The sequence below is a fragment of the Streptomyces tateyamensis genome (assembly GCF_003205575.1).
Classification (GTDB): domain Bacteria; phylum Actinomycetota; class Actinomycetes; order Streptomycetales; family Streptomycetaceae; genus Kitasatospora; species Kitasatospora tateyamensis.
On record NZ_PYBW01000012.1, the window covers coordinates 1 to 22440 of the forward strand.

A 22440-nucleotide genomic window follows, 5' to 3' on the forward strand; every position below is an offset into this window, starting at 1 on the left:
GACCAGGAGGAGGACGAGGACCAGGAGGACGAGAAGCCGCCGGCCCGCCGGCCGTCCCGGACCAGCGCCTCGAAGCGCAGCCCGGCGAAGAGCCCGGGGTCCTCTGCCGCCAAGGGCACGCGGCGTACAACCTCGAGTCGTACGTCCAGCGGTGGCCCGGCGAAGAAGACGGCATCCGCTTCGGCGAAGAAGCCGGCATCCGGTACAGCGAAGAAAACGGCATCCGCTTCGGCGAAGAAGTCGGCATCCGGTACGGCGTCCCGGACGCCACGGGCGCCTGCGGCCGCGAAGAAGAGCGCGAGCAGGGCGCCGGAGAAGAAGGCCGCCTCGCCGCGCAAGAGCACGGGGACCGCGAAGAAGGCTGCCTCCTCGTCGGCCACGCGGAAGACGGCCAGCTCCTCGCCGGCGCGCAAGAGCACCGGTAGCCGCACGGCGACGTCCCGGAAGCGGGGCTGAGTCCGATGGCTGAGGAGCGGACGACGGGGCTCGGCAGTGTGCTGGAGCAACTGCCGACCGACCGACTGATGGAGCAGGGCCGCGAATTCCTGTCCGCGCTGGGGGAGCGCGCAGTGTCGGCGGCCACGGACAAGATGGGCGGCCTGACCGACCGGCTGGTCGGCCTTGTCGAGAACGGCGGCGGCCAGGGTGGCGGCGGCGTTCTCCCGTCCTTGACGAAGACCCTGCTGGGGGCCGGCGCCGGCGGGCTCAAGCAGGCCGTGACCGGTGCGTTCGGCGGCGGCGGGGGCGACGACGGTGACGGCGATGGTGACGGCGACGGCGGTGGGGGCGGGGGCGGGGGAGGCGGTGGGGGAGGTGGCGGCAAGGCGACGAAGGCCACCAACATCGTGGAGCAGATCGACGTCGGCGTCCCGATCCGGGTGGCGTACAACCAGTGGACGCAGTTCCAGGACTTCCCGAAGTACACCAAGCGCCTGGAGCAGGTCGACCAGAAGGACGACCAGAAGCTCACCTGGAAGGCCGGCATCTTCCTGTCGCACCGCACCTGGGAGTCGACGATCATCCAGCAGGTCCCGGACGAGTTGATCGTGTGGCGTTCGAAGGGCGAAAAGGGCTCGGCGGACGGCACGGTGACGTTCCATGAGATCACCCCGAACCTCACCAGGATCCTCCTCGTGCTGGAGTACCACCCGCAGGGCCTGTTCGAGCGGACCGGCAACCTGTGGCGGGCCCAGGGCCGGCGTGTGCGTCTCGAACTCAAGCATTTCCGCCGCCACGTGATGATGCAGACGATCCTCGACCCCGACGGGGTGGAGGGCTGGCGCGGTGAGATCCGCGACAGCGAGGTGGTGCGCACCCACGAGGAGGCCCTCGAAGAGGAGGACGCGGCTGCCGAGGACTCCGACGGCGCCGAGGACGAGGCCGAGGACTCCGAGGAGGCCGAGGACGAGTACGACGACGAGCAGCCGGAGGACGAGGAGGAGTCGGAGGACGACGAGGAGCAACCGCAGGACGAGTACGACGACGAGGACCAGGACGAGGACGAGGACCAAGACGACTACGACGACGAGGAGGACGAGGAGGAGACGCCCGAGTCGGCGTACGAGGACGAGGACGGCGAGGAGGCCGACGAGGAGGACGAGGAGGCCGACGACGAGGGCGAGGACGACTGGGGCGACGAGGACGAGTACGACGCCGACGAGGACGAGGACGACAACGGTGAGGAGCCCGCCCGGCGCAGTAGCCGGCGTGCGCCCGCCCGGAACAGGTGAGAGCAGTGACCGTTGCCCCACGTCCCAGCCATTACCTGGACCGCCCCTCGTCCAGCGGCCTGGTCGACGTCATCGACCTCATCCTGGACAAGGGCCTGGTCATCGACATCTACGTGCGGGTCTCGCTGGTCGGCATCGAACTGCTGACCATCGACGCACGCATCGTGGTGGCCAGTGTGGACACGTACCTGCGGTTCGCCGAAGCCGTCAACCGGCTGGACCTGCGGGACGACAAGAGCGAGGGCCTGCCCGAGCTGATGGACGACATGCAGGAGGGCGGCGCCCGGCACAAGACCCGCGGCGCGCTGGAGGGCGCGAAGGACACGGTCTCCGGCGTGGTCGACCGAGTACGCGGCCACGGCGACGACGACAGTGACGACGACGAGGAAGAGGAGGAACAGCCGCAGGAGCGGCCCAAGCGCAGGCGGTCGGCCGCAGCTCGGAAGGAGCGTGCGGAATGACTGACACCGACTCGCCGGCCCCGGACGGCTCGGCCTGTTACGTGTACGGCGTGGTCCCGGCCGAAGCGCACGCCCCGCGCGGCGTCGAGGGCGTCGGCGACCCGCCGTCACCGGTCGCTCTGGTGCGGCACCGTCAGGTTGCCGCCGTGGTGAGCGAGATCGACCTGGGCCGCCCGCTGGGTACCCCGGGCGACCTGCTCGCGCACAGCAGGGTGCTGGACTCCCTGGCGGCCCACCGGACCGCGGTCCTGCCGTTCCGGTTCGGCGCGTTGGTGCGCGACCGGGAGTCGGTGACCGCGGAGCTGCTCGCGCCGCAGCAGGAGCGGTTCCTCGCCGGTCTCGGCGACCTGGCGGGCCATGCGCAGTTCAGCGTCCGCGGGAGCTACCGGCAGGACCGGGTGCTGCGGGCGATCGTGGACGAGCGCCCCGACATCGCCCGGCTGCGCGACCAGGTGGCCGCCCTGCCCGAGGACGCGGCCCGGCTCCAGCGGATCCAACTGGGTGAACTCGTCTCCCAGGAGCTCACCACCCTCGGTGCGCAGGACGCCGAACTGCTGATGCGCACCCTGGCACCACTCGCCGCGCGGGCGTCGAGTGCCGACGCCACGGCCGACCGACCGGTCAACGCCTCCTTCCTCGTCCCGCACAGCGGGTGGCAGGAGTTCGAACGGGCCGCCGAGGAGCTGGCCGCCGACTGGGACGGGTGGCTCGAGCTGCGCCTGCTCGGTCCGCTGGCGCCGTACGACTTCGCCTCACAGGTCGTGGACGTGCAGGAGGGGGGCCCGCCATGGGACTGATCACCGGTCTGTTCACCCTGCCGCTCGCCCCCGTGCGCGGCGTCGTGTGGGTCGCCGAGCAGCTGTACGACGAGGCGGTGCGCGAGCTGAACGACCCGGCGGTGATCCGTCGGCAGCTGATGGCCGTCCAGACGGCCCGGGAGGACGGCACGATCAGCGAGCAGGAGGCGGCGCAGCAGGAGGAGGAACTGGTACGGCGTCTGTGGACCGCCACGCGCACCAGCGGGGGCGGGGAGGTGTGACCCGTGCCCGAGTCCGAGCATCACTCCCGCCGACCTGCCGAGCATCCGGCCCGTCGGGCCCGTCCGCGCCCTGCCGAGGACGACACCGAGCGCCCGGCGCGTCGCACCCGCCCGCGCCCTGCCGAGGACGACACCGAGCGCCCGGCCCGTCGGGCCCGCCCGCGCCCTGCCGAGGACGACACCGAGCGCCCGGCGCGTCGCACCCGTCCGCGTCCCGCCGAGGACGACACCGAGCGCCCTCGCCGGAAGAGCCCGTCCGCGGCCTCCGCGGCCCCGGGCAGCACCGCTCGACTCAGCGGTGCCGAGGCCGCCGCCCACGCCGCGCGTGAGGTCCGCGCCCTGACCGGGCGCGCCCCGGAGAGCATCACCTCGCTGGAGCGGAGCGACGACGGATGGCGGATCGGCGTCGAGGTCCTGGAGAGCCGGCGCATCCCGGACTCCACCGACATCCTGGCCGTGTACGCGGTGGCCCTGGACCAGGAGGGTGAGCTGCTCTCCTGCCACCGGGAGAGCCGCTACCACCGCGGCCGCGCAGCCCGGGAGGAGCAGTCATGAGCGACCTGACCCCGTGGCAGGGCGCCGGGACCCTGCCCACCGCACCGCGCACCGCAGCCGCGCCGCAGCCCGCCAACCTGGCCGACCTGCTGGAGCGGGTCCTGGACAAGGGCATCGTCATCGCCGGCGACATCCGGATCAACCTGCTGGACATCGAGCTGCTCACGATCAAGATCCGGCTGCTGATCGCCTCGGTCGACCGGGCGCGGGAGATGGGCATCGACTGGTGGGAGCACGACCCGACGCTCTCCTCCGGACATCGCGACCTGGAAGTCGAGAACCGGCAGCTGCGCGAGCGTCTCGGCGAGCTGGAGGCGGCCCGCAGCGAATCGGCGGACGACGGGGCGCCGACCCCGCGCCCGGCCCGGCGCACGAGCAGCCGCCCGGGCCGGCAGGACGAGGAGAAGCCGACGGCCCGTCGCTCGACAGCCCGGCACCCGACGGCCCGCCACGGAGGCACGCCGCCATGACCGCCGACGCCTACACCTGGCTCTACGCGGTGCTGCCCGCCGGTGCCGCGCCCGACCCCGCCACCCTGCGCGGCCTGTCGGGGGTGGCCGGCGAGCACCCGCGCCTGGTCACCGCGCAGCACCTCGCGGCAGCGGCGGGACCGGTACCGCGCGCGGAGTTCGAGGCGCCCGCGCTGGAGCGCCGACTGCGGGACCCCGGCTGGCTGGAGCAGGCGGTGCGCGCCCACCACCGGGTCATCGACGCCCTCACCAGCAGCGCGCCCACCCTGCCGTTGCGCTTCGCCACCCTCTACCGCGACGAGGAACGGGTCCTGAGCCTGCTCGCGGACCACCGGACCGGGTTCGAGGCAGCCCTGCGGCGGATCGCCGATCGCACGGAGTGGGGTGTCAAGGCCTACCTCGACGCCGTCGGCCAGCCGGACCAGGAGGTCGTGGCACCCGGGACCGCTGCCGCCCACGACCGCCCCGGGACCGCGTACCTGTTGCGCCGGCGCGCGGCCCGCGACCGCAGCGCGCACCTGCTGGACGAGGCGGTCGAGCGCGGGCGACAGGTCCACGGAGCGCTCACCGAGGTCGCCGCGGAGGCCACCGAACACCCGGCGCAGTCCCCCGAGGCGAGCGGCGTCCGCGATCCGATGGTCCTCAACGGCGCCTACCTGGTGGATCGCTCCCGCACCGACGAACTGGCGCGCCGGATGGCCGAGCTGCGGGAGGCCCACGCGCCGGTGCTGCGGCTGGAACTCTCCGGGCCGTGGCCCCCCTACTCCTTCGCCGACTTCCCGACCGCACCCGACGGGGAGTGAGCACGGTGTCGCAACCTGCCCGTTCCGCCCCGCCGGCCACGCTGCCCGACCAGCGCAACGTCGCCCTGGTCGACCTGCTCGACCGGGTGCTGGCCGGTGGTGTGGTGATCGAGGGCGAGATCACGCTGTCGATCGCCGACGTCGACCTGGTGCGCATCAGCCTGCGGGCCCTGGTCGCCTCGGTCCGGTCGATCACCGCCGACCTGGACCGGAGCCCGCCGTGAACGGGAACGGCTACCGGGACGACCGGCCTGAGCCAGAGCCGCAGGCGGCCACCGGAGCGGCCGAGCACGGGGCGGAACCGGGTCGTCGCATCGCCCTGGACCCCGAGACGGTCGGACGCGACCTGGCCTCCCTGGTCCTCACCGTGGTGGAGCTGGTCCGGCAGCTGATGGAGCGCCAGGCGCTGCGCCGGATCGACCAGGGCGACCTCAGCGACGACCAAGTGGAGAGGATCGGCCTGACCCTGATGGCGCTCGAGGACCGCATGGCGGACCTGCAGGAGCGTTTCGGCCTCACCGCCGACGACCTCAACATCGACCTCGGCCCGCTCGGCCCCCTGCTGGCCCGGGACTAGCCTCCCGCTCTCCGGCCGCCGTGCCGGAAAACGGGCTTGAGGCGCCGCAGAGTGGGCAAGCGCGACATAAGGGACTGAACAGACAAGGAGGTCACGATGAGCGCCGGGAAGAAGGCCAAGCACACCGCGCAGACTGTCAAGGGCAAGGCGAAGGAAGCCACGGGCAAGGCCGTGGGCAACGAGCGCCTCGCCGCCAAGGGCAAGGCCGAACAGGTCAAGGGCGACACGTTCCAGGCCGGCCAGAAGGCCAAGGACGCGCTCAAGCACTGACCCCGATCCCGTGAAGCCCGCCTCCCCGCAGCTGCGGGGAGGCGGGCTTCACGGGATCTGCGGGCTGCCAGGCCGGCGGGATGCTGCTGTGCGTGCGTGGTTCCGGCACCGCAGCGGCGTCAGCTGTTCGAGGACCCGTGCTGGGGCTCGGACGGTGTCGGCGCGGCGAACTCCGGGCCGTCCGAACGGTCCTTCTGCTCCTCGGTGGGGGGCGGCCCGCCTTCGCCGGTCATCCGGGACTCCGGGGTCTCGACCGGTTCGGCGTCCTGGTGCTCAGGGTTGCTCGACTTGCTCACGGTTCACTCCTTCGGTTCGGGGCGCACTCGTTCGGGGCGCACCCGCAGGACCTGCGGCAGATCCGTGGCGGGTCTGCCGCACCAGTCGGCCGTGGTCGGCCGCGCCTCCTCCAGTTCCGCAGGTCGCCGCGGCGACGGTGTTCCCGACCAGCGGCTTTCCCGCGTGCCACGCCCCAAACGCCCCGCGTGCCCCACCCCTGCACCGCCGGTGCGTGCACGTGTCCACCGCCGCCGACCGGGTAGGCGAGCGGCCGGGACCGGCTGCCGGCACAGCCGGAGTCAGGAGCACCGACCATGGGAACGCAGCCAGGAAATCCGCTGACGGCCTGCACCGCGCACCCGCAGCGACGAGCGTCGCGACCGGACGAGCACCGAGGAGGGTGGACCTGATGTTCCGCAACCTCGACCAGGCCGGCCAGGAACTGGCCGCGCGGGTCCAGCAGGCTGCCGGCGGTACGGCGTTGGCCGACGCGATCGTGCTCGGCCTGCCGCCCGGCGGTGTCGTGGTTGGCGCCGCCGTCGCGCAGTCGCTCGGCGCGGAGCTGGACGCCCTGGTGGTCCACCGGATCACCGCACCGGGCCGCCCGGGGGTGGTGATCGGAGCGATGGCGGAGCAGGACCCGGCGCGGCTGGACCGCCGCGCCCTGCATCTGCTGGGCCTGACCGAGCAGCAACTCGCGCCCGAGGTGGCCCGGGGCCGGGCGGAGCTGCGCCGCCAGGAGGCGCGCTACCGCCAGGGCCGGCCGCTCGCCGCGGTGACGGGCCGACCGGTGATCCTGGTGGACGACGGGCTCACCGTCGGCATCACGGCGTACGCCGCGCTGCGCCACCTGCGCCGGGCCCACCCGGCCCGCCTGGTCCTGGCCACCCCCGTGTGCGCGCGTGACGCCGCCGCCGTGGTGCTGCCGGTGCTGGACGAGCTGGTGTGCCTGCACGAACCATGGCACCTGGGCAAGGTGGCCGACTGGTACCAGGACTTCCACCAGTTGTCCCAGCACGAGGTCCGCCAGGCGCTGGACCCCGCCACGACGACCGTCGGGTGACCACCCGGCCATCGGCTGCGCGGCTTCGTGGCTGCGGTCAGGGCATGGGCGTGGCGACCCACGAGGTGTGGCGGCGCTCCTCGGGGTCGACGTCGACGGGCTGGGCCACGCCGCCGCGGATCTCGACCCGCAGCCGCCCGCCCTCCTCGGCGTAGACGGGCAGGCCCTCCTCGGTGGTCTCGCCGGTGGCGTGCACCAGGACCACCTCCGGCGGGCCGTGCGCGCCGGTGGGGCCGGGCAGGGTGATGGCGTACCGGGCGGGCTGCTGCACCATGGTGACGACCTTTCGCCGGAGAGATCGGGGCGGGTGCCGCCTCCGATCCTGCGCCGCGCCCGGCGGCCAGTCCACCGGGGGTTGCGCCGGGTGGCCCCTGGGCTCCCGGCGCTCCGGGTCGGCGCTCGGATCCGCGCCGGACGCAGGCGGCCGACCGGCCGACCGGCTGACACCCCGTCGGACTGCCGCCCGCTCCCGTGGGCGGCTCAACCGCCGCCCCAGCACGCATCCGGGCCGCCACCCCGGCCCGGCTCGCGGGCTGGGGCTTCGTCATGACCCTGCCCGGACCGCGCTGCTGGCCCGGTCGGACGCTCCGGCTGCCCGAGGCGCACTGCCCGGGGCTGCCGCGCGGAACCGCCGCGCGGAACCGCCGCGCGGAACCGCTGCGCGCCTGCCCACCTGCGGGGTTTGCCGGGTCGGCCGGTGGGCAGGCGCGCGGCGACCACCTGAGGAGCGCTCCATGGAAGGTCCAGACGGACGTGGCGGGCCCGCGCTGAGCGTGTCGGTGCAGCCCTGGGGAGTGAGCGGCGTGCTGGTCGCACCGGTCGGGGAGCTGGACCACGACACCGTTCCGATCCTGCGGACCGCGCTGGACCGCGCGGTGTCGGCCCGCTGCCGCCGGGTGGTGCTGGACTGCGCGCGACTGCGCTTCTGCGACTCCTCCGGGCTCAACCTGCTGCTGCGGGCACAGCTCGCGGCCAGGGAGCACGGCGGCGCCGTCGAGCTGCGCGAGCCGCAGCCGGTGCTGCGGCGGCTGCTCGCGCTCACCGGCGCCGAGGAGGTGTTCCGGATCGTCCGGACGGCGGACGGACAGCCGGACGGCCGGGTGACCGGGGAGCGCGCTGACTGAGGAGGTGTCGGCCGTGCTGGTCGAGGGGCTGACCCGCCGTCAGCGGCGGGAACTGCGCGAGATCGAGGTTGACCTGGGCGCCGACCTCGGGCGCCGGCTGCACGAGACGGCCGCCGCGCGGCTGCGCGCCGTGCTGGCCGCGGTGCCGGTGGCGCCGGCCGTCGTGCTGCTGGCGCTCTCCGTCGCCGCGCTGCTGGTCGAGGCCGGCGCGGGCCGGCATCCGGCCTGGACGATCGGCGTGTGCGCCCTGGTCTGGGCCCCCACGGTGCTGCTGCTGCTCGGCCTGACGGCGGAGCGGGTGCTGCAGACCGTCTGGGACCACCGGCACCGGGGCCCGGCCCGCGACACCACCCGCTCCGCGCAGGACAGCTGAGCGCCGTCCGCTGTGCCAGAGTGGAAGCTGGTGCCGGGAACAGCCGAGGGCCAGCCGGGGGCCGGCCGAGGGACAGCCGAGCGGCGAACGAGGTGGCGTCGATGGGCGAGAGCGCTGCGGGCCCGGCGCGGCCGGGCGAGGAGATGCCGCGGCGTCTGCTGGCAGGCCTGACGGCGGTGCGCGACGGAGACTTCGCCCTGCGCCTGCCGGCCAACGGCGACGGCCTGGTGGGCGAGATCGGCGCGGTCTACAACGGCATGGTCGACCAGCTCGCGCTGATCGCCGACGAGGTGACCCGGGTGGCGCGTGAGGTGGGGACGGAGGGGCGGCTGGGTGGTCAGGCGGCGGTGCCGGGGGTGGGCGGTACCTGGAAGGACCTGACGGAGAACGTCAACGTGATGGCGCACAACCTGACCGGCCAGGTCCGCTCGATCTCCCAGGTCGCCACGGCGGTGGCCCGCGGCGACCTGTCGCAGAAGGTCACGGTGGACGCGCGCGGCGAGATGCTGGAGCTGAAGGAGACCATCAACACCATGGTCGAGCGCCTCTCCGCGTTCGCGGGCGAGGTGACCCGGGTGGCCCGGGAGGTGGGCAGTGAGGGGCGCCTGGGCGGGCAGGCCGAGGTCGAGGGCGTCTCCGGCACCTGGAAGCGGCTGACCGAGAACGTCAACGAGCTGGCGGGAAACCTGACCCGCCAGGTGCGGGCGATCGCGGAGGTGACCGGTGCGGTGGCGGCCGGCGACCTGACCCGCTCGATCACCGTGGACGCCTCCGGCGAGGTCGCCGACCTCAAGGACAACGTCAACAGCATGGTGCGCTCGCTGCGCGAGACCACCCGGGACAACGAGGAGCAGGACTGGCTGAAGACCAACCTGGCCCGGCTGACGACGCTGGTGCAGGGCGAGCGGGATGTGGCGGCGGTGGCTGAGCTGGTGATGGCGGAACTGACCCCGCTGGTGTCGGCCCAGTACGGCGCGTTCTACCTGGCCGACGACGCGGGCGGCGAGGCGGCCGGCGGCGGCGAGCTGGTCGAGATCGCCGGCTACGCCACCGCGGGCGGGGCGGCCGCCGCGCCGCGCCGGTTCCGCTCCGGGCAGTCGCTGGTGGGCCAGGTGGCCAGGGACCGTCGCACGGTGCTGGTGCGCGGTGTCCCGGCCGGCTACGCCACGGTCTGCTCGGGCACCGGTGCGGCCGATCCCGTTGAGCTGGTGCTGCTGCCGATCCTGACGGAGGACCAGTTGCTCGGTGTGGTCGAGTTCGCCTCGGTCCGGCCGTTCGACGCGCTGCGCCTGGACCTGCTGGAGCGGTTCGCGGCCGCGGTCGGAGCGAGCGTCAGCTCGCTGCTGGCCAACGCCCGCACCGACGAGCTGCTCCAGGAGGCCCGGCGGCTGACCGCCGAGCTGCGCGCCAGCTCGGCCCAGCTGCAGGACCGGCAGGGGGAGCCGCAGGCGTCCAACGCCGAACTGGCCGAGCAGGCCGAGCAGTTGGCCGAGCGCAACCGGGACATCGAAGCCAAGAACCGGCAGATCGAGCAGGCCCGCCAGGAGCTGGAGGACCGGGCCCACCAGCTCTCGCAGACCTCGATGTACAAGTCCGAGTTCCTCGCCAACATGAGCCACGAGCTGCGCACTCCGCTGAACAGCCTGCTGATCCTGGCCCAGCTGCTGGCCCAGAACGGCGAGGAGAACCTGACGCCCAAGCAGGTCGAGTACGCGAACGTGATCCACTCGGCCGGCTCCGACCTGCTGCAGCTGATCAACGACATCCTGGACCTGTCGAAGGTCGAGGCGGGCAAGGTGGGTCTGAGCCGGGACCGGTTCGCGGTGCGGCAGCTGCTCGACCAGGTCGCGCTGGCATTCCGTCCGCAGAGCAGCCAGCTGGGGCTGGAGTTCTCGGTGCGGGCCGCTCCCGACGTGCCGGCCGAGCTGGTCACCGACGAGGCCCGGCTGCGTCAGGTGCTGCGCAACCTGCTGGCCAACGCGCTGAAGTTCACCGAGGCCGGCCGGGTGGAGCTGCGGGTGGAGCGGGCCGTGCCGACCCAGGTCCCGGCGGCCCTCGTCGGGGCGGACCAGGTGCTGGCCTTCGTGGTGGAGGACACCGGTATCGGCATCGCCGACCGGGACCGCGAGGGCATCTTCACCGCCTTCGAGCAGGCCGACGGCACCGCCGGCCGCCGCTACGGCGGCACCGGGCTCGGCCTGTCGATCAGCCGCGAGCTGGCCCAGCTGCTGGGCGGGGCGATCACGGTGGACAGCCGGCTCGGCGAGGGCAGCCGGTTCACCCTGTTCCTGCCGGTCGGCGGCAGCCCGGACCCGCAGCCGCGGCCCGGGTCGCAAGCCGCGCCCGCACCCGCGCCGCTGCCCGCACCCGTGGCGGATGACGAGGGACTGCGCGGCCACACCGTCCTGGTGGTGGACGACGACATCCGCACCGTCTTCGCCCTCAGCGGCGCCCTGGAGCAGGCCGGCCTGCGGGTGCTGCACGCGGAGAACGGGCGCGCCTGCGTGGACCTGCTGCGCGGGAGCGAGGACGTCGAACTGGTGCTGATGGACCTGATGATGCCCGAGCTCGACGGCTACGCGGCGATCCCGGCCGTGCGCGCGATGCCGCAGTACGCCGAGATCCCGATCATCGCGCTCACCGCCAAGGCGATGCCGGGCGACCGGGCCAAGAGCCTGGCGGCCGGGGCGGACGACCACGTGACCAAGCCGGTGGAGGTCGCCGAGCTGCTCTCCCGGCTGCGGCACTGGCTGGGCCGCAGCTGAGCCGCGCGGTGCGTGAGCCGACGCGATCCGGGTAGCCGCCGGGGCGGCGAGGAACCGCCCCGCACGGGTACCGAGAGGAGCGCGTGATGCCTGATCTGCAAGGAATGACCATCGCCTTCCTGGTCGCGCCGGAGGGCGCCGAACAACTGGAGCTGACCGGTCCGTGGCGGGCGGTGACCGGGGCCGGGGCGTCGCCGAAGCTGATCTCCACCGAGCCGGGGGACGTGCAGGCCTACCGTCACCTGGAGCCGGGTGACCGCTTCCCCGTGGACGCCGTGGTGGGCGAGGTGGCCGCGGCCGACTACGACGCGCTGGTGCTGCCCGGCGGAGTGGCCAACCCGGACTTCCTGCGCACCCACCCGCGCGCGGTGGCCTTCGCCCGGGGCTTCTTCGCCGAGGGCCGGCCGGTCGCGGTGATCTGCCACGGGGCGTGGACCCTGATCGAGGCCGGCGTGGTCCGCGGCCGCACCCTCACCTCCTGGCCCAGCCTGCGCACCGACCTGGAGAACGCCGGGGCGCACTGGGTCGACCGCGAGGTGCAGGTCTGCCGCGAAGGTCCGAACACGCTGGTCTCCAGCCGCCGGCCGGACGACCTGCCGGCCTTCAACGCCGCGGTGATCGACCAGTTCGCCCGGGCCCGGGCAGCGGCCTGAGGCGGCGCCGTGGTCACCGTGTCCGTCACCGTAGTCGCCACGCCCGAGGACGGCCTGCTGGTGCCGGCCGGGCAGCTCACCGCCCTGCTGCGCGGCCTGGGCGCCGAGTGGCTGCGCTGGGGGACGGACCCGCAGCTGGGCCTGGACCAGGCGACCCTGCAGGCGCTGGCCCGGATCCTGACCGACCTCGCGGACCAGGTCGATGCCGAGTGCATCGGCCTGGCCTCGCGCACCGACTGAGGGGTTGCGTGGTGAGCGGATTCGACGTGGCGGCGCTGGAGCGGGAGCTGCGGGCCGAGGTGGACGGCGAGGTCCGGTTCGACGCGGGAAGCCGGGGCGCGTACGCGACCGACGGGTCGAACTACCGCCAGGTCCCGCTCGGGGTGGTGGTGCCGCGCAGCATCGAGGCGGGGGTGGCGGCCGTGCAGGCGTGCGCCCGGTTCGGGGCGCCGGTGCTCTCCCGCGGCGGCGGGACCAGCCTGGGCGGGCAGTGCACCAACACCGCGGTGGTGATCGACTGGACCAAGTACTGCCACCGGCTGCTCTCGGTCGACCCCGTGGCCCGGACCTGTGTGGTGGAGCCGGGCATCGTGCTGGACGATCTCAATCGGCAACTGGCCGACCACGGGCTGAAGTTCGGCCCGAAGCCGGCCACCCACACGCACTGCGCGCTGGGCGGGATGATCGGCAACAACAGCTGCGGCGCCTCGGCCCAGGCCTACGGCAAGACCGTGGACAACGTGCGCCGGCTCGAGGTGCTCTGCTACGACGGCACCCGGTTCTGGGCCGGCCCCACCGACGAGGCGGCGTACGCCGAGGTGCTCGCCGAGGGCGGCCCCCGGGCCCGCCTCTACCAGGGGCTGCGCGAGCTGAGGGACCGTCACCTGGCCGAGATCCGGCGCGGCTACCCGAAGATCCCGCGCCGGGTCTCCGGCTACAACCTGGACTCGCTGCTGCCGGAGAACGGCTTCGACCTCGCCCGCGCCCTGGTCGGCAGCGAAGGCACCCTGGTGACCGTGCTGCGGGCGGAGCTGGAACTGGTCGAGGTGCCGGCCGCCGACGCGATGCTGGTGTTGGGATTCGACGACATCTACGCCGCCGCGGACGCCGTGCCCGACCTGCTGGCGCACAGCAAACCAGCCCAACTTGAAGCGCTGGACGGCCGGATGGCGCAGCTGATGCGCGAGGAGCACTCCCACCTGGAGTCCCTGGAACGCCTGCCCGAGGGGGACAGCTGGCTGCTGCTCCAGTTCACCGGCGACACCAAGGCGGAGGCCGACGCACAGGCGGACGACCTGCTGCGCTCGCTCGGGCGCGACCGGAACGACCCCGCGGTGACGTTCTCCGACGACCCGGCGCGCGAGCAGCTGATGCTCAAGGCCCGCGAGGCGGGCCTGGGCGTCACCGCCCGGCCGCCGGACGGCCGCGAGACCTGGGAGGGCTGGGAGGACTCCGCCGTCGCGCCGGAGAAGCTCGGCGCCTACCTGCGCGACCTGGAGCGGCTCTTCGACCGCTACGGCTACCAGCAGGCCTCGCTCTACGGGCACTTCGGGCAGGGCTGCGTGCACACCCGGATCCCGTTCGATCTGCGCCAGGGCAAGGGGATCGAGGACTTCCGGGCGTTCCTGATCGACGCCGCCGAGCTGGTGGCCGGCTACGGCGGCTCGCTCTCCGGCGAGCACGGCGACGGGCAGGCCCGCGGCGAGCTGCTGGCCCGGATGTTCGGCCGGCCGCTGGTCGACGCGATGGGTCAGGTCAAGGCGCTCTTCGACCCGACCAACCGGATGAACCCCGGCAAGGTGGTCCACCCGAACCGCGTCGACCAGGACCTGCGGCTGGGCGCCGACTGGCGCCCCCGGGCGGAGCGGACCGAGTTCGCCTACAGCGCGGACGACCACGACTTCGGCCGGGCCGTGCTGCGCTGCGTCGGCGTCGGCAACTGCCGCAGCCACCAGGGTGGCGTGATGTGTCCCTCCTACCGGGCCACCGGTGAGGAGGAGCACTCCACCCGCGGCCGCTCCCGACTGCTCTTCGAGATGCTCGGCGGCCATGCCGACTCGGTGATCACCGACGGCTGGCGCTCCACCGAGGTGCACGACGCGCTCGACCTCTGCCTGGCCTGCAAGGGCTGCAAGTCGGACTGTCCGGTAGGGGTGGACATGGCCACCTACAAGGCCGAGTTCCTGTCCCACCACTACCGCGGGCGGCTGCGCCCGCCGGCCCACTACGCGCTGGGCTGGCTGCCGCTGTGGGCCCGCCTGACCCGCCTGGTGCCCGGCGCGGCGCAGGCCGCGAACGCGGCCCTGCACGCCCCGGGCCTGGGCACCCTGGCCAAGCAGCTGGCCGGCATCGACCCGCGCCGCGACGCCCCCCGGTTCGCCCCGCGCTCCTTCCAGCAGCGGATCGTCACCCGGGACCCCGACCCGCGGGACCCGCGGACCGTCCTGCTGTGGCCCGACACCTTCACCAACCACTTCGACCCGCAGATCGCGGCGGCGGCCACCCGCCTGCTGACCGACGCCGGGTTCGCCGTGGCCGTCCCCGACCAGCCGGTCTGCTGCGGCCTGACCTGGATCTCCACCGGGCAACTCGGCACGGCGCGCCGGGTACTGCGCCGCACCGCGCGCATCCTGCGGCCCTGGCTGGAGGCCGGTACCCCGATCATCGGCCTGGAGCCCTCGTGCACCGCCGCACTGCGCGACGACGCCCCCGAGCTGCTGCCCGGCGACCAGGACATCGCCCGGCTGGCCGCGCGCACCCGCACCCTCGCCGAGCAGCTCGTCCAGCACGCCCCGGACGGCTGGCAGCCGCCGCAGCTCGCCCGCGCCGCCACCGTGCAGACCCACTGCCACCAGCACGCCGTGCTCGGCGACGACCCCGACCGGGAGCTGATGCGCCGGGCCGGGCTGGACGCGGACGTACTGGACGCCGGGTGCTGCGGCCTGGCGGGCAACTTCGGCTTCGAGCGCGGGCACTTCGAGCTGTCGCTGACGATCGCCGAGCAGGGCGTGCTGCCGGCGGTGCGGGACGCGGCGCCCAGCGCGCTGCTGCTGGCCGACGGGTTCAGCTGCCGCACCCAGCTCGACCAGGCGGACACCGGCCGGCGGGCGCTGCACCTGGCCGAGGCCCTCGCACTGGCCCTGGACGGCCCGCTGCCCGCCCACTTCCCGGAGCGGGCGGCGCGGCCGGCCCCGTGAGCTGCGGCGCCCCGGCCCCCTGGCGGAGCGTCAGCCTGGCGGAGCGTCAGGCCGGCTGCGGGCCGGCCGCGGCCTCAGCGGCGGCGGGGGACGCCCAGCAGGTCGGTGGCGCACGGGGTCTGCCGGCCGCCGGACGTCCGGAGGCCGGCAGTATTCGAACCTGATCGAATCAATGGAAGGGTGGCCCCGTCATCGGGTTCCCTGCAGTTGTACACGGCACGCAGCCGGTCGTCCGGCGTGGGCGGTTGTCGCCCTGGCCCCGCACGGGGGTCGGGACCAAGGCGACAACCGCCGACGGTCGACGTGCGGTCGGAGCAGGGTCCAGCACCGGCCGGCGCAGCACCGCGCTCAGTCCTTCGGTCCGCCGGGCAGCAGGTCCTGGAGCTTGGCCCGGAGGCCCTGGCGCACCATCGAGCCCCGGTCGCTGTCGCCGTGCAGGATCGCCGAGGCGGTCGCCTTCACCTGGTCCCAGTTCGCGTGCGGCGGAATCGGCGGCACGGCGGGGTCGGTGCGGAAGTCGATGACGAACGGCCGGTCGGCGGCGAGCGCCTGACGCCACGCCGTCTCGACGTCCTCCGGGCGCTCCACCCGCCGGCCGTACAGGCCGAACAGCTGGGCCACGTCCGCGTACCGCACGTCCGGCAGCTGCTGCGAGGGCTCGAACTGCGGGGAGCCCGACATCGAGCGCATCTCCCAGGTGACCTGGTTGAGGTCCTGGTTGTTCAGCACCGCGACGATCAGCCGGGGATCGGACCACTCGTGGTAGTACTTGGCCGCCGTCAGCAGCTCGGCCAGGCCGTTCATCTGCATCGCCCCGTCGCCGACCAGCGCGATGGCCGGGCGGTCGGGGTGGGCGAACTTCGCGCCGATCGCGTAGGGCACGCCCGGGCCCATGGTGGCCAGCGTGCCGGAGAGCGAGCCCCGCATGCCCTCGCGGATCCGTAGGTGCCGGGCGTACCAGTTGGCCGCCGACCCCGAGTCCGAGCTCAGCATCACGTCCGGCGGCAGCAGGGCGTCCAGCACGTGCACCACGTACTCCGGGTTGACCGGGTCCGCCGGCACCTCGGCCCGGCGCTGCATGACCTCCCACCAGCGCGCGGTGTTCTGCTCCACCACGTCGCGCCAGCCGCGGTCCTCCTTGCGGGTCAGCAGCGGCAGCAGCCGGCGCAGCGTCTCGGCGGCGTCGCCGACCAGGTTCACCTCGAACGGGTAGCGCAGGCCGACGAACGAGGGCTCCAGCTCGATCTGCACCGCCCGCGCCTGCCCGAACTCGGGCAGGAACTGGGTGTACGGGAAGCTGGAGCCGATCACCAGCAGGGTGTCGCAGTCCCGCATCAGCTCGTAGGAGGCCCGGGTGCCGAGCAGGCCGATCGACCCGGTCACGTACGGCAGGGTGTCCGGCAGCACGTCCTTGCCGAGCAGCGCCTTGGCGACGCCCGCGCCGAGCAGCTCGGCCAGCTCCACCACCTCCGGGCGCGCGCCGCGGGCGCCCTGGCCGATCAGCACGGCCACCTTCTGACCCGCGTTCAGCACCTCCGCGGCCCGGGCCAGTTCCTCCGGGGCGGGCACCGGCGCGTAGTGGCCGACGCCCAGGCTGGAGGGCACCTGCTTGAAGGCGTGCTCGGGCGCGGAGTAGTCGAGCTCCTGCACGTCCGCCGGGATGATCACGGCGGTCGGGGCGTGCCGGGTGGCCGCCACCCGCATCGCCCGGTCCAGCACGTTCGGCAGCTGCTCGGGAACGGTGACCATCTCGCAGAACTCCGAGGCCACGTCCTTGTACAGGCTCAGCAGGTCGACCTCCTGCTGGTAGGAACCGCCCATCGCGCTGCGGGCGGTCTGACCGACGATCGCGACCACCGGGACGTGGTCCAGCTTGGCGTCGTACAGCCCGTTCAGCAGGTGGATCGCGCCAGGGCCCGAGGTCGCCGCACAGACCCCGACCCGTCCGGAGAACTTCGCGTAGCCGACGGCCTGGAAGGCTGCCATCTCCTCGTGCCGGGCCTGGATGAACCGGGGCTGGTCCCCGGCCCGGCCCCATGCGGCGAGCAGGCCGTTGATGCCGTCGCCGGGGTAGGCGAAGACGTACTCGACCTCCCATTCGCGCAGGCGCTGCAACAGGTAGTCGGAAACCAGCATCGCCGTACTCCTTGCCGTAGCGGGTGACGTTCGAGGGAGCGGCTAACCGCTGCCCGGCCGCCGAAACGCTTGCCGGCGGCGCCACGGCCCCCCGGTGGCGGCCGGGTGGCTGCGCTCGGCCTCCCCTGGGGCCCGGTCCCATGGGACGGCTTCCAGGGGACGGCTGAGGACGGCTCGTCAGTCGCGGTCCCGTCGGAGTTCGGCGTTCATGCGCAGGGCTTCCTCGAGCTGGTCCTCGAGGATGATGATGCGGCAGGCGGCGTCGAGCGGGGTGCCCTGGTCGACGATCTCGCGGGCGCGGGCGGCGATACGCAGCTGGTAGCGGGAGTAGCGGCGGTGGCCGCCGGCGGATCGTTGGGGAGAAATGAGTTTGGCCTCGTCGAGGCTGCGTAGGAAGCCCGGCGTGGTGCCCAGCATCTCTGCGGCCCGGCCCATGGTGTAGGCGGGGTAGTCGTCGTCGTCGAACTTGGTCTCTGCGCTCATGCGGTCCGCCGTGTCGTGGTCGGTGGCGAGGGTGGACTGTTCCACCGGCACCTTCTTTCTCGGGAAACGGGTCGAGGGCCCCGACGCGAGTTTGCGTCGGGGCCCAGGGTGTGTGGATTCACTGTCTACTGCACTACTGCTGCCGGCCGTTGGGCCGACCTGCGGTGTCCGCGCTGCCCGGGGGCCGGGCAGGTTGCGGGGATCGCGTATGCGTGACCGAGGACCACCTCTTCCATGACGTTCCATGACGGGGGCTACTGCGGTGACCGCCCGGCGGTAATGCGTGCCGTGGCGGGCGATCCGACGGGGTGAACCCTTCCCTTCTCCTCTGGTGTGCATCGTGCCAACTGCTGTTACTGCTGGTTACTACGGATACTGCGCGTGCGCGACCGCCACCGCCTTGGACCCCACGCACAACCGGGCCCGCGACGCCTGACAGGTCACCCGTCTTCCGCCGGAACCCCTTGTGACATCGACCGGGCCCGGCGTACTGACGACCTGCACGCCTCCTACCTCACTGCTGTACTGCCACTTGCGGTACTGCCCGGGCAGTTCGTGTCTGCCCGTCCTGCCGTCCTGCTCTTCCAACACCAGGAACGCTACACAAGCCACCAGGCAATGTCTACTGCCGCCAGCGCAGGTTTACCCGTTCGGGCGCACCACCTTCTCGCCCGGCCTCGGTTCTGCCGGTGCCGGGCGGGGGAGGGGCGAGGCCCTGCGCCGACTGCTGAAGGGCCCGTCATATCTGTCCCGGCCGCCACAGGTTTTCCCGTGCCGCACTCCCGGCCGGTGGGATCACGCCGACCCGGCGCGCGGTGGCGGCTGGGCCGGGCAGCGGACCGGAGGTGCCATGATGCCGGGGGTGTCCGTGCGGACGGCTTACCCGGGGCACTATGCTCTGGTCGCATGTCGAACCCCGATGGGCTGCTCGTCGACATCGCCGCGATGGTGGAGTCCGAGCACAGTAACCAGATGCCTTTGACCGTGGTCGTCCCGGGAGCGGTTATCACCGGCCGGCTGGCGCCGGAGAGCCTCTGGAACGAGCGGGTGGCCGAAGTCCTAGCCACCTCCGACCATTTGAAGCCCTTCGCCGCCCTGTTCACGGCGCCCGCCGCCGGCGAACGGGCGGCATCCTCGACCGGCGCCCGGCCCACCCACCTGCACCTGCACGTCGCCCGCATCCTGCAGGGCAGCTACGGCCTGCCGCACACCGGCGGCATGTACCGCATCGCCATCGCGGACATCAGCAGCTGGACGGTGGGAGACCTCAGCTACTCCGACCAGTGACACCCGGTCAGGGTCCGCAGTCGCTCGCGGCCGGACGCGCCCTGGGACACGGTGTCCCTGCGGCGCGTCCGGTACGTCCGGTGCGGCAGTGTGCGGCCGGGTTCAGCTCGTGCCGGGAGCGGACCAGACGATGCGTTGGACGGCGGCTGCGGAGATCCAGCTCTCGCTGCCGCCGTCATCCGGGCGGATTCTGACCCAGCGGCCGGTGACGCGCACCTGGCCCTCGACGTGCGCCGTGGCCGTGCCGGGCACCGCGCCCGGCAGGCAGTGCACGACGGCTGCGGCCCATTGCTTCTTACCCATGCTTCCGAGCATTGGCGTGCTCCGCCCCGGGGACCACCGGGGGCACGCCGTTCGGGTCGGTGGTGCTTCCTCGGCCGGGCCGGCCGGCGCTTGCCCGCTGCCGGGCTGCGGCAGGGGCGGACCACCGGGTCGCGGGAGCCGCGGACGGGGTGCTCAGCCGGCCTCGGGCAGGCGGGCCTGGAGGAGGCCGTCGGGGCTGGTGCGGGTGGCGAAGCACGGCTGGGGCGCGGTGGCCGGGCCGCCCACGTTCCAGCCGTCGGCGAGGCGGAACACGCTCCCGTGCCACGGGCAGGTGACACAGCCGTCCGCGATCTCGCCCTGGGAGAGCGGGCCGGAGAGGTGGCTGCACCGGTCGGCGAGGACCCGGAAGACCTCCCCGGGCTCGCGGACCACCAGGACGGGGATTTCGCCGACGGTGCGGCGCACCGCCGCTCCTGGCGGGAACTCGTCGGCGCGGCCGAGCGTGTGCCAGCCGGGCTCGACGAGGTGCGGAACCGGCTCGGCCTTGTTCGCGCCGGCGCCCTGCCGGTAGGCGAGGTGGCCGCCGAGCGTGGCCCCGCCGCCCAGCACGGCCAGCCCGGCCACGCCCAGGCCTCGGCCGAGCCGGGCCCGCCCGCGTGCCCGGGCGGCCCACGACGCGCCGTACAGGCCCACCGCAGCCGTCATCGTGGCGGCGTGCAGGATGCCGGTGCGCATCTGCTGCTCGTGCTGCTCGGCCCAGTCGACCCAGCCCGCCAGCGCGGCCGGGCCCGCGGTGGCCACTCCCGCCCCGACGAGGATGCGCGCGGCTCGCTCGCAGCCGGGCACCCGGTCCAGCACGGCGCTGGAAAGCCAGGCGCCGACCGGCAGCTGTACCAGCGCCGGATGCAGGGGGTGGCCGAGCCGGCGGCCGTGCAGGACGTCACGCCACCTGCCGAGCGGTAGGCCTTGGATCAGCCGTTGCAGCGGTTCGATGGCGAAGTCGAGCCGTTGGGTGCCGGCCAGGGCGTCGATGGCCTTCAGCGCCCGGGTGTCGAGCCCGCCGTAGCGGTTCGGGCGGTCGGCGGTAGCGGTGCGGGTTCCCATGAGGGCCACGGTGCCAGTACCGCTCGTGGGGCGCGGGGTGGGCTGCGCCGACCGGCGTACCGCCGTACCGGCGCCGGTCAGTGGCTGATGTGCAGGACGCAGATGTCGTCGCGGCGCGTCATCGGGTCGGTGAGCGACTGCACCAGCCCGGCGAGGCGAGTGCGGCTCTCGGCGTGGGCCGGGGCGGCCGCGGCCAGCCGGGCGAGGCCGACGTCGATGGGCTCGGCGGGGTTCTCGACAAGTCCGTCCGTGTAGAGGTAGAGGTGGTCGCCGGGAAGCAGGTGAAGCCGGGTCTCCTGGTAGACAGGCGCGGTGGCAGCCCCCAGCAGGATGCCCGCGGGGGTGGGCAGGAACCGGGACTCGCCGTCCCGCACCAGCAGGGGCGGCGGATGGCCGGCCTGGACCCAGGTCAGCAGGGAGGTGGCGGGCTGGTAGATGGCCATGATCATGGTGGCCGTGTTGCAGCTCCGGTCCGAGGTGTGGAGCAGCAACGTGTTCAGTCTGGACAGCACGGCAGGCAGGGGCGTGCCGGTGACGGCCATGCCCTTGGCCGTGAACCGCAGCAGCGCCATGGTGGCCACCGCGTCCAGCCCGTGGCCGGCGACGTCGCCCACGACGAGCAGGGCGCTGCCGTCGGGCAGCTCGATGGCGCTGTACCAGTCGCCGCCGAGCTTGAGTCCTTCTTGCACGGGTTGGTAGACGACGTCCACGGTGAGGTCGTTCAGGTGCAGCAGCTGCTCGGGCACCGGCAGCACGGTCTCCTGGAGCCGGTGTGCGAGTTCGCGTTCGGCGGCCAGCAGGCCCTGCTGCGCGAGAGCCTTCTGCTCCTGCTCCAGCAGTTGCTGCTCGGTCTCCTTGGCGGCGGTGAGGTCCTGGAAGAAGCCGTGGATCTGGATCGGGTGGCCGTGGGCGTCCGTCTCGGTCTCGGCGACTATCCGCACATGCCGCACCGGCCCGGGCTGCAGCCGGATCCGGAAGGTGTGGTCGAGCGGCTCGCCCGCCTTCAGCAGCAGCCGGACCGCCTCGGTCAGGGCGGGACGGTCCTCGATCTCGGCGCGCGCGGCCAGGTGTTCCAGCGCCAGCGGACCGAGCGCCCGGTCCCGGCCGAAGATCGAGTACACCTCGTCGGACCAGGTGATCCCGCCGCGGACCAGGTCGCGGTCCACCCAGCCCATCCGGGCCACGCGCTGCATGAGCGCCAGTCGGCGCTGCTCGCGCTCGCGCGTGTCCAGGCGCTCCCAGGTGACGACCAGTCCGCCGTGGCAGGGCGTGGCCCGTACCCGGTACCGGGACAGGCGCGGGATCCCGGCGGCGGCTTCCTCGTACTCCAGTTCGCCCTCCCAGCCGGTTCCGGTGTGCAGGGCCTGGAGGTAGCCGCGCCACAGGGTGGTGCCGGCAACGCCCGGGTAGGCGCCCAGGACGGTCAGCCCCACGAGTTCGGGTCCCCGGCGCCCGGCGATGTCGACCGCCTCGGGCGAGGCGGCGATGAAGCGGAAGTCAGTGACCTGGCCGCCCCGCCCGTACTCGGCCTGGAGAAGCGCCACCGAGCCGGAAAGGCCGGCCAGGACCTGCCGGGCCACCGCCGTGGCGGGGTCGGCGAGCGCTGCCGGGGCACGATCCTGGACCGGCGGTGCCGTGGGTTCCTCGAGGTCCCTCATGCGCCGAGCATGTCATACGCGCGGCGCCGGGCGGCGAGAGCAGCGGGAACGGACGGGGCGGTCAGCGGGTGATCGGCCGCCGAAAGCACCGCCGGATCGCCCGGTGCCGGCAGTGGCCGCCCGGTTCGGCGCAGGGCATCGACGGGTCGGTG

General features: G+C 73.5%; 25 protein-coding genes and 1 pseudogene. 18 read left to right on the top strand and 8 right to left on the bottom strand.

Going from position 1 to position 22440, the window contains the following annotated elements:
- Positions 1-431 (bottom strand): annotated as a pseudogene (locus tag C7C46_RS03465) (hypothetical protein); the annotation flags it as partial.
- Positions 432-461: 30 nt separating this feature from the next.
- Here C7C46_RS03465 and C7C46_RS03470 point away from each other — a divergent pair.
- From C7C46_RS03470 to C7C46_RS03515, 10 genes are all read left to right on the top strand, one after another.
- On the top strand, positions 462-1730 hold the full coding sequence (locus C7C46_RS03470; protein ID WP_110665540.1) for an SRPBCC family protein: 1269 nt from the start codon (positions 462-464) through the stop codon (positions 1728-1730).
- A gap of 5 nt (positions 1731-1735) precedes the next feature.
- Entirely contained in the window at positions 1736-2191 is a 456-nt protein-coding gene (gene gvpJ, locus C7C46_RS03475) for a gas vesicle protein GvpJ (RefSeq protein ID WP_110665542.1), read from the top strand.
- Entirely contained in the window at positions 2188-2988 is an 801-nt protein-coding gene (locus tag C7C46_RS03480; RefSeq protein ID WP_110665545.1) for a GvpL/GvpF family gas vesicle protein, read from the top strand. Before gvpJ ends, C7C46_RS03480 begins: the two co-directional genes overlap by 4 nt.
- Positions 2979-3230 (top strand): gas vesicle protein GvpG, encoded by a 252-nt coding sequence (locus C7C46_RS03485; RefSeq protein WP_110665547.1) that lies wholly within the window; start codon positions 2979-2981, stop codon positions 3228-3230. The genes C7C46_RS03480 and C7C46_RS03485 overlap by 10 nt, the downstream gene beginning before the upstream one ends.
- A 3-nt stretch (positions 3231-3233) precedes the next feature.
- The gene (gene gvpO / locus C7C46_RS03490; RefSeq protein ID WP_110665549.1) at positions 3234-3785 is read left to right on the top strand and encodes a gas vesicle protein GvpO; all 552 of its coding nucleotides are present in this window, start codon (positions 3234-3236) and stop codon (positions 3783-3785) included.
- Complete coding sequence (locus C7C46_RS03495) at positions 3782-4255, top strand: gas vesicle protein (RefSeq protein ID WP_110665551.1); 474 nt, start codon at positions 3782-3784, stop codon at positions 4253-4255. The genes gvpO and C7C46_RS03495 overlap by 4 nt, the downstream gene beginning before the upstream one ends.
- Positions 4252-5058, top strand: coding sequence for a GvpL/GvpF family gas vesicle protein (locus C7C46_RS03500; protein WP_110665553.1), 807 nt, complete (start codon positions 4252-4254; stop codon positions 5056-5058). Before C7C46_RS03495 ends, C7C46_RS03500 begins: the two co-directional genes overlap by 4 nt.
- A 5-nt stretch (positions 5059-5063) precedes the next feature.
- Positions 5064-5282 (top strand): gas vesicle protein, encoded by a 219-nt coding sequence (locus C7C46_RS03505; RefSeq protein ID WP_181442169.1) that lies wholly within the window; start codon positions 5064-5066, stop codon positions 5280-5282.
- 89 nt (positions 5283-5371) lie between these two features.
- A complete protein-coding gene (locus C7C46_RS03510) occupies positions 5372-5635 on the top strand; it encodes a gas vesicle protein K (RefSeq protein ID WP_245984114.1) in 264 nt (87 codons plus the stop codon).
- Positions 5636-5731: 96 nt separating this feature from the next.
- Positions 5732-5905: a CsbD family protein gene (locus tag C7C46_RS03515; RefSeq protein WP_110665560.1), complete on the top strand. Its 174-nt coding sequence runs from the start codon at positions 5732-5734 to the stop codon at positions 5903-5905.
- Between the two features lie 119 nt (positions 5906-6024).
- Here the strand turns inward: C7C46_RS03515 and C7C46_RS34735 are convergent, their stop codons facing one another.
- A complete protein-coding gene (locus C7C46_RS34735; RefSeq protein WP_181442170.1) occupies positions 6025-6201 on the bottom strand; it encodes a hypothetical protein in 177 nt (58 codons plus the stop codon).
- Positions 6202-6590: 389 nt separating this feature from the next.
- Here C7C46_RS34735 and C7C46_RS03520 point away from each other — a divergent pair, with 389 nt between their 5' ends.
- On the top strand, positions 6591-7244 hold the full coding sequence (locus C7C46_RS03520) for a phosphoribosyltransferase (protein ID WP_342775364.1): 654 nt from the start codon (positions 6591-6593) through the stop codon (positions 7242-7244).
- Positions 7245-7281: 37 nt separating this feature from the next.
- Here the strand turns inward: C7C46_RS03520 and C7C46_RS03525 are convergent, their stop codons facing one another.
- A complete protein-coding gene (locus tag C7C46_RS03525) occupies positions 7282-7518 on the bottom strand; it encodes a DUF6296 family protein (protein ID WP_110665562.1) in 237 nt (78 codons plus the stop codon).
- Between the two features lie 460 nt (positions 7519-7978).
- Here C7C46_RS03525 and C7C46_RS03530 point away from each other — a divergent pair, with 460 nt between their 5' ends.
- The 6 genes from C7C46_RS03530 (at position 7979) to C7C46_RS03555 (ending at position 15356) form a co-directional block, all read left to right on the top strand.
- Positions 7979-8368: an STAS domain-containing protein gene (locus tag C7C46_RS03530; protein WP_110665565.1), complete on the top strand. Its 390-nt coding sequence runs from the start codon at positions 7979-7981 to the stop codon at positions 8366-8368.
- Positions 8369-8372: 4 nt separating this feature from the next.
- Positions 8373-8741 carry a hypothetical protein gene (locus tag C7C46_RS03535; protein ID WP_110665567.1) on the top strand — a complete coding sequence of 123 codons (369 nt, stop codon included), beginning with the start codon at positions 8373-8375 and terminating at the stop codon, positions 8739-8741.
- Positions 8742-8842: 101 nt separating this feature from the next.
- A complete protein-coding gene (locus tag C7C46_RS03540) occupies positions 8843-11506 on the top strand; it encodes an ATP-binding protein (RefSeq protein WP_110665569.1) in 2664 nt (887 codons plus the stop codon).
- Between the two features lie 104 nt (positions 11507-11610).
- Positions 11611-12159, top strand: a complete 549-nt coding sequence (locus tag C7C46_RS03545) for a type 1 glutamine amidotransferase domain-containing protein (RefSeq protein WP_220040549.1) — start codon at positions 11611-11613, stop codon at positions 12157-12159.
- An 18-nt stretch (positions 12160-12177) separates the two neighbouring features.
- Positions 12178-12399: a DUF6213 family protein gene (locus C7C46_RS03550; RefSeq protein WP_146258973.1), complete on the top strand. Its 222-nt coding sequence runs from the start codon at positions 12178-12180 to the stop codon at positions 12397-12399.
- Positions 12400-12410: 11 nt separating this feature from the next.
- Positions 12411-15356 (top strand): FAD-binding and (Fe-S)-binding domain-containing protein, encoded by a 2946-nt coding sequence (locus tag C7C46_RS03555; protein WP_110665694.1) that lies wholly within the window; start codon positions 12411-12413, stop codon positions 15354-15356.
- A 348-nt stretch (positions 15357-15704) separates the two neighbouring features.
- Here C7C46_RS03555 and C7C46_RS03565 read toward each other — a convergent pair whose 3' ends face one another.
- Complete coding sequence (locus tag C7C46_RS03565) at positions 15705-17492, bottom strand: thiamine pyrophosphate-requiring protein (RefSeq protein WP_110665574.1); 1788 nt, start codon at positions 17490-17492, stop codon at positions 15705-15707.
- 177 nt (positions 17493-17669) lie between these two features.
- Complete coding sequence (locus C7C46_RS03570) at positions 17670-17975, bottom strand: MerR family transcriptional regulator (protein WP_110665696.1); 306 nt, start codon at positions 17973-17975, stop codon at positions 17670-17672.
- Between the two features lie 906 nt (positions 17976-18881).
- Here C7C46_RS03570 and C7C46_RS03575 point away from each other — a divergent pair.
- Complete coding sequence (locus C7C46_RS03575) at positions 18882-19262, top strand: hypothetical protein (protein WP_110665576.1); 381 nt, start codon at positions 18882-18884, stop codon at positions 19260-19262.
- A gap of 102 nt (positions 19263-19364) precedes the next feature.
- Here the strand turns inward: C7C46_RS03575 and C7C46_RS03580 are convergent, their stop codons facing one another.
- The 3 genes from C7C46_RS03580 to C7C46_RS03590 all read right to left on the bottom strand — a co-directional run bounded on the left by C7C46_RS03580 (position 19365) and on the right by C7C46_RS03590 (position 22288).
- Positions 19365-19565 carry a hypothetical protein gene (locus C7C46_RS03580; protein ID WP_146258974.1) on the bottom strand — a complete coding sequence of 67 codons (201 nt, stop codon included), beginning with the start codon at positions 19563-19565 and terminating at the stop codon, positions 19365-19367.
- Positions 19566-19718: 153 nt separating this feature from the next.
- Positions 19719-20630: a Rieske (2Fe-2S) protein gene (locus tag C7C46_RS03585; RefSeq protein ID WP_110665580.1), complete on the bottom strand. Its 912-nt coding sequence runs from the start codon at positions 20628-20630 to the stop codon at positions 19719-19721.
- A gap of 77 nt (positions 20631-20707) precedes the next feature.
- On the bottom strand, positions 20708-22288 hold the full coding sequence (locus C7C46_RS03590; protein ID WP_110665582.1) for a PP2C family protein-serine/threonine phosphatase: 1581 nt from the start codon (positions 22286-22288) through the stop codon (positions 20708-20710).
- Between the last annotated feature and the right edge of the window lie 152 nt (positions 22289-22440).

What these genes read in the sequence shown, in the direction of transcription:
- C7C46_RS03470 (WP_110665540.1), top strand. Translation starts at nt 462, where the DNA reads ATGGCTGAGGAGCGGACGACGGGGCTCGGCAGTGTGCTGGAGCAACTG.
- C7C46_RS03480 (WP_110665545.1), top strand. Translation starts at nt 2,188, where the DNA reads ATGACTGACACCGACTCGCCGGCCCCGGACGGCTCGGCCTGTTACGTG.
- C7C46_RS03485 (WP_110665547.1), top strand. Translation starts at nt 2,979, where the DNA reads ATGGGACTGATCACCGGTCTGTTCACCCTGCCGCTCGCCCCCGTGCGC.
- C7C46_RS03495 (WP_110665551.1), top strand. Translation starts at nt 3,782, where the DNA reads ATGAGCGACCTGACCCCGTGGCAGGGCGCCGGGACCCTGCCCACCGCA.
- C7C46_RS03500 (WP_110665553.1), top strand. Translation starts at nt 4,252, where the DNA reads ATGACCGCCGACGCCTACACCTGGCTCTACGCGGTGCTGCCCGCCGGT.
- C7C46_RS03515 (WP_110665560.1), top strand. Translation starts at nt 5,732, where the DNA reads ATGAGCGCCGGGAAGAAGGCCAAGCACACCGCGCAGACTGTCAAGGGC.
- C7C46_RS03520 (WP_342775364.1), top strand. Translation starts at nt 6,591, where the DNA reads ATGTTCCGCAACCTCGACCAGGCCGGCCAGGAACTGGCCGCGCGGGTC.
- C7C46_RS03525 (WP_110665562.1), bottom strand. Translation starts at nt 7,518, where the DNA reads ATGGTGCAGCAGCCCGCCCGGTACGCCATCACCCTGCCCGGCCCCACC.
- C7C46_RS03530 (WP_110665565.1), top strand. Translation starts at nt 7,979, where the DNA reads ATGGAAGGTCCAGACGGACGTGGCGGGCCCGCGCTGAGCGTGTCGGTG.
- C7C46_RS03540 (WP_110665569.1), top strand. Translation starts at nt 8,843, where the DNA reads ATGGGCGAGAGCGCTGCGGGCCCGGCGCGGCCGGGCGAGGAGATGCCG.
- C7C46_RS03545 (WP_220040549.1), top strand. Translation starts at nt 11,611, where the DNA reads ATGACCATCGCCTTCCTGGTCGCGCCGGAGGGCGCCGAACAACTGGAG.
- C7C46_RS03565 (WP_110665574.1), bottom strand. Translation starts at nt 17,492, where the DNA reads ATGCTGGTTTCCGACTACCTGTTGCAGCGCCTGCGCGAATGGGAGGTC.
- C7C46_RS03570 (WP_110665696.1), bottom strand. Translation starts at nt 17,975, where the DNA reads ATGAGCGCAGAGACCAAGTTCGACGACGACGACTACCCCGCCTACACC.
- C7C46_RS03575 (WP_110665576.1), top strand. Translation starts at nt 18,882, where the DNA reads ATGTCGAACCCCGATGGGCTGCTCGTCGACATCGCCGCGATGGTGGAG.
- C7C46_RS03580 (WP_146258974.1), bottom strand. Translation starts at nt 19,565, where the DNA reads ATGGGTAAGAAGCAATGGGCCGCAGCCGTCGTGCACTGCCTGCCGGGC.
- C7C46_RS03585 (WP_110665580.1), bottom strand. Translation starts at nt 20,630, where the DNA reads ATGGGAACCCGCACCGCTACCGCCGACCGCCCGAACCGCTACGGCGGG.
- C7C46_RS03590 (WP_110665582.1), bottom strand. Translation starts at nt 22,288, where the DNA reads ATGAGGGACCTCGAGGAACCCACGGCACCGCCGGTCCAGGATCGTGCC.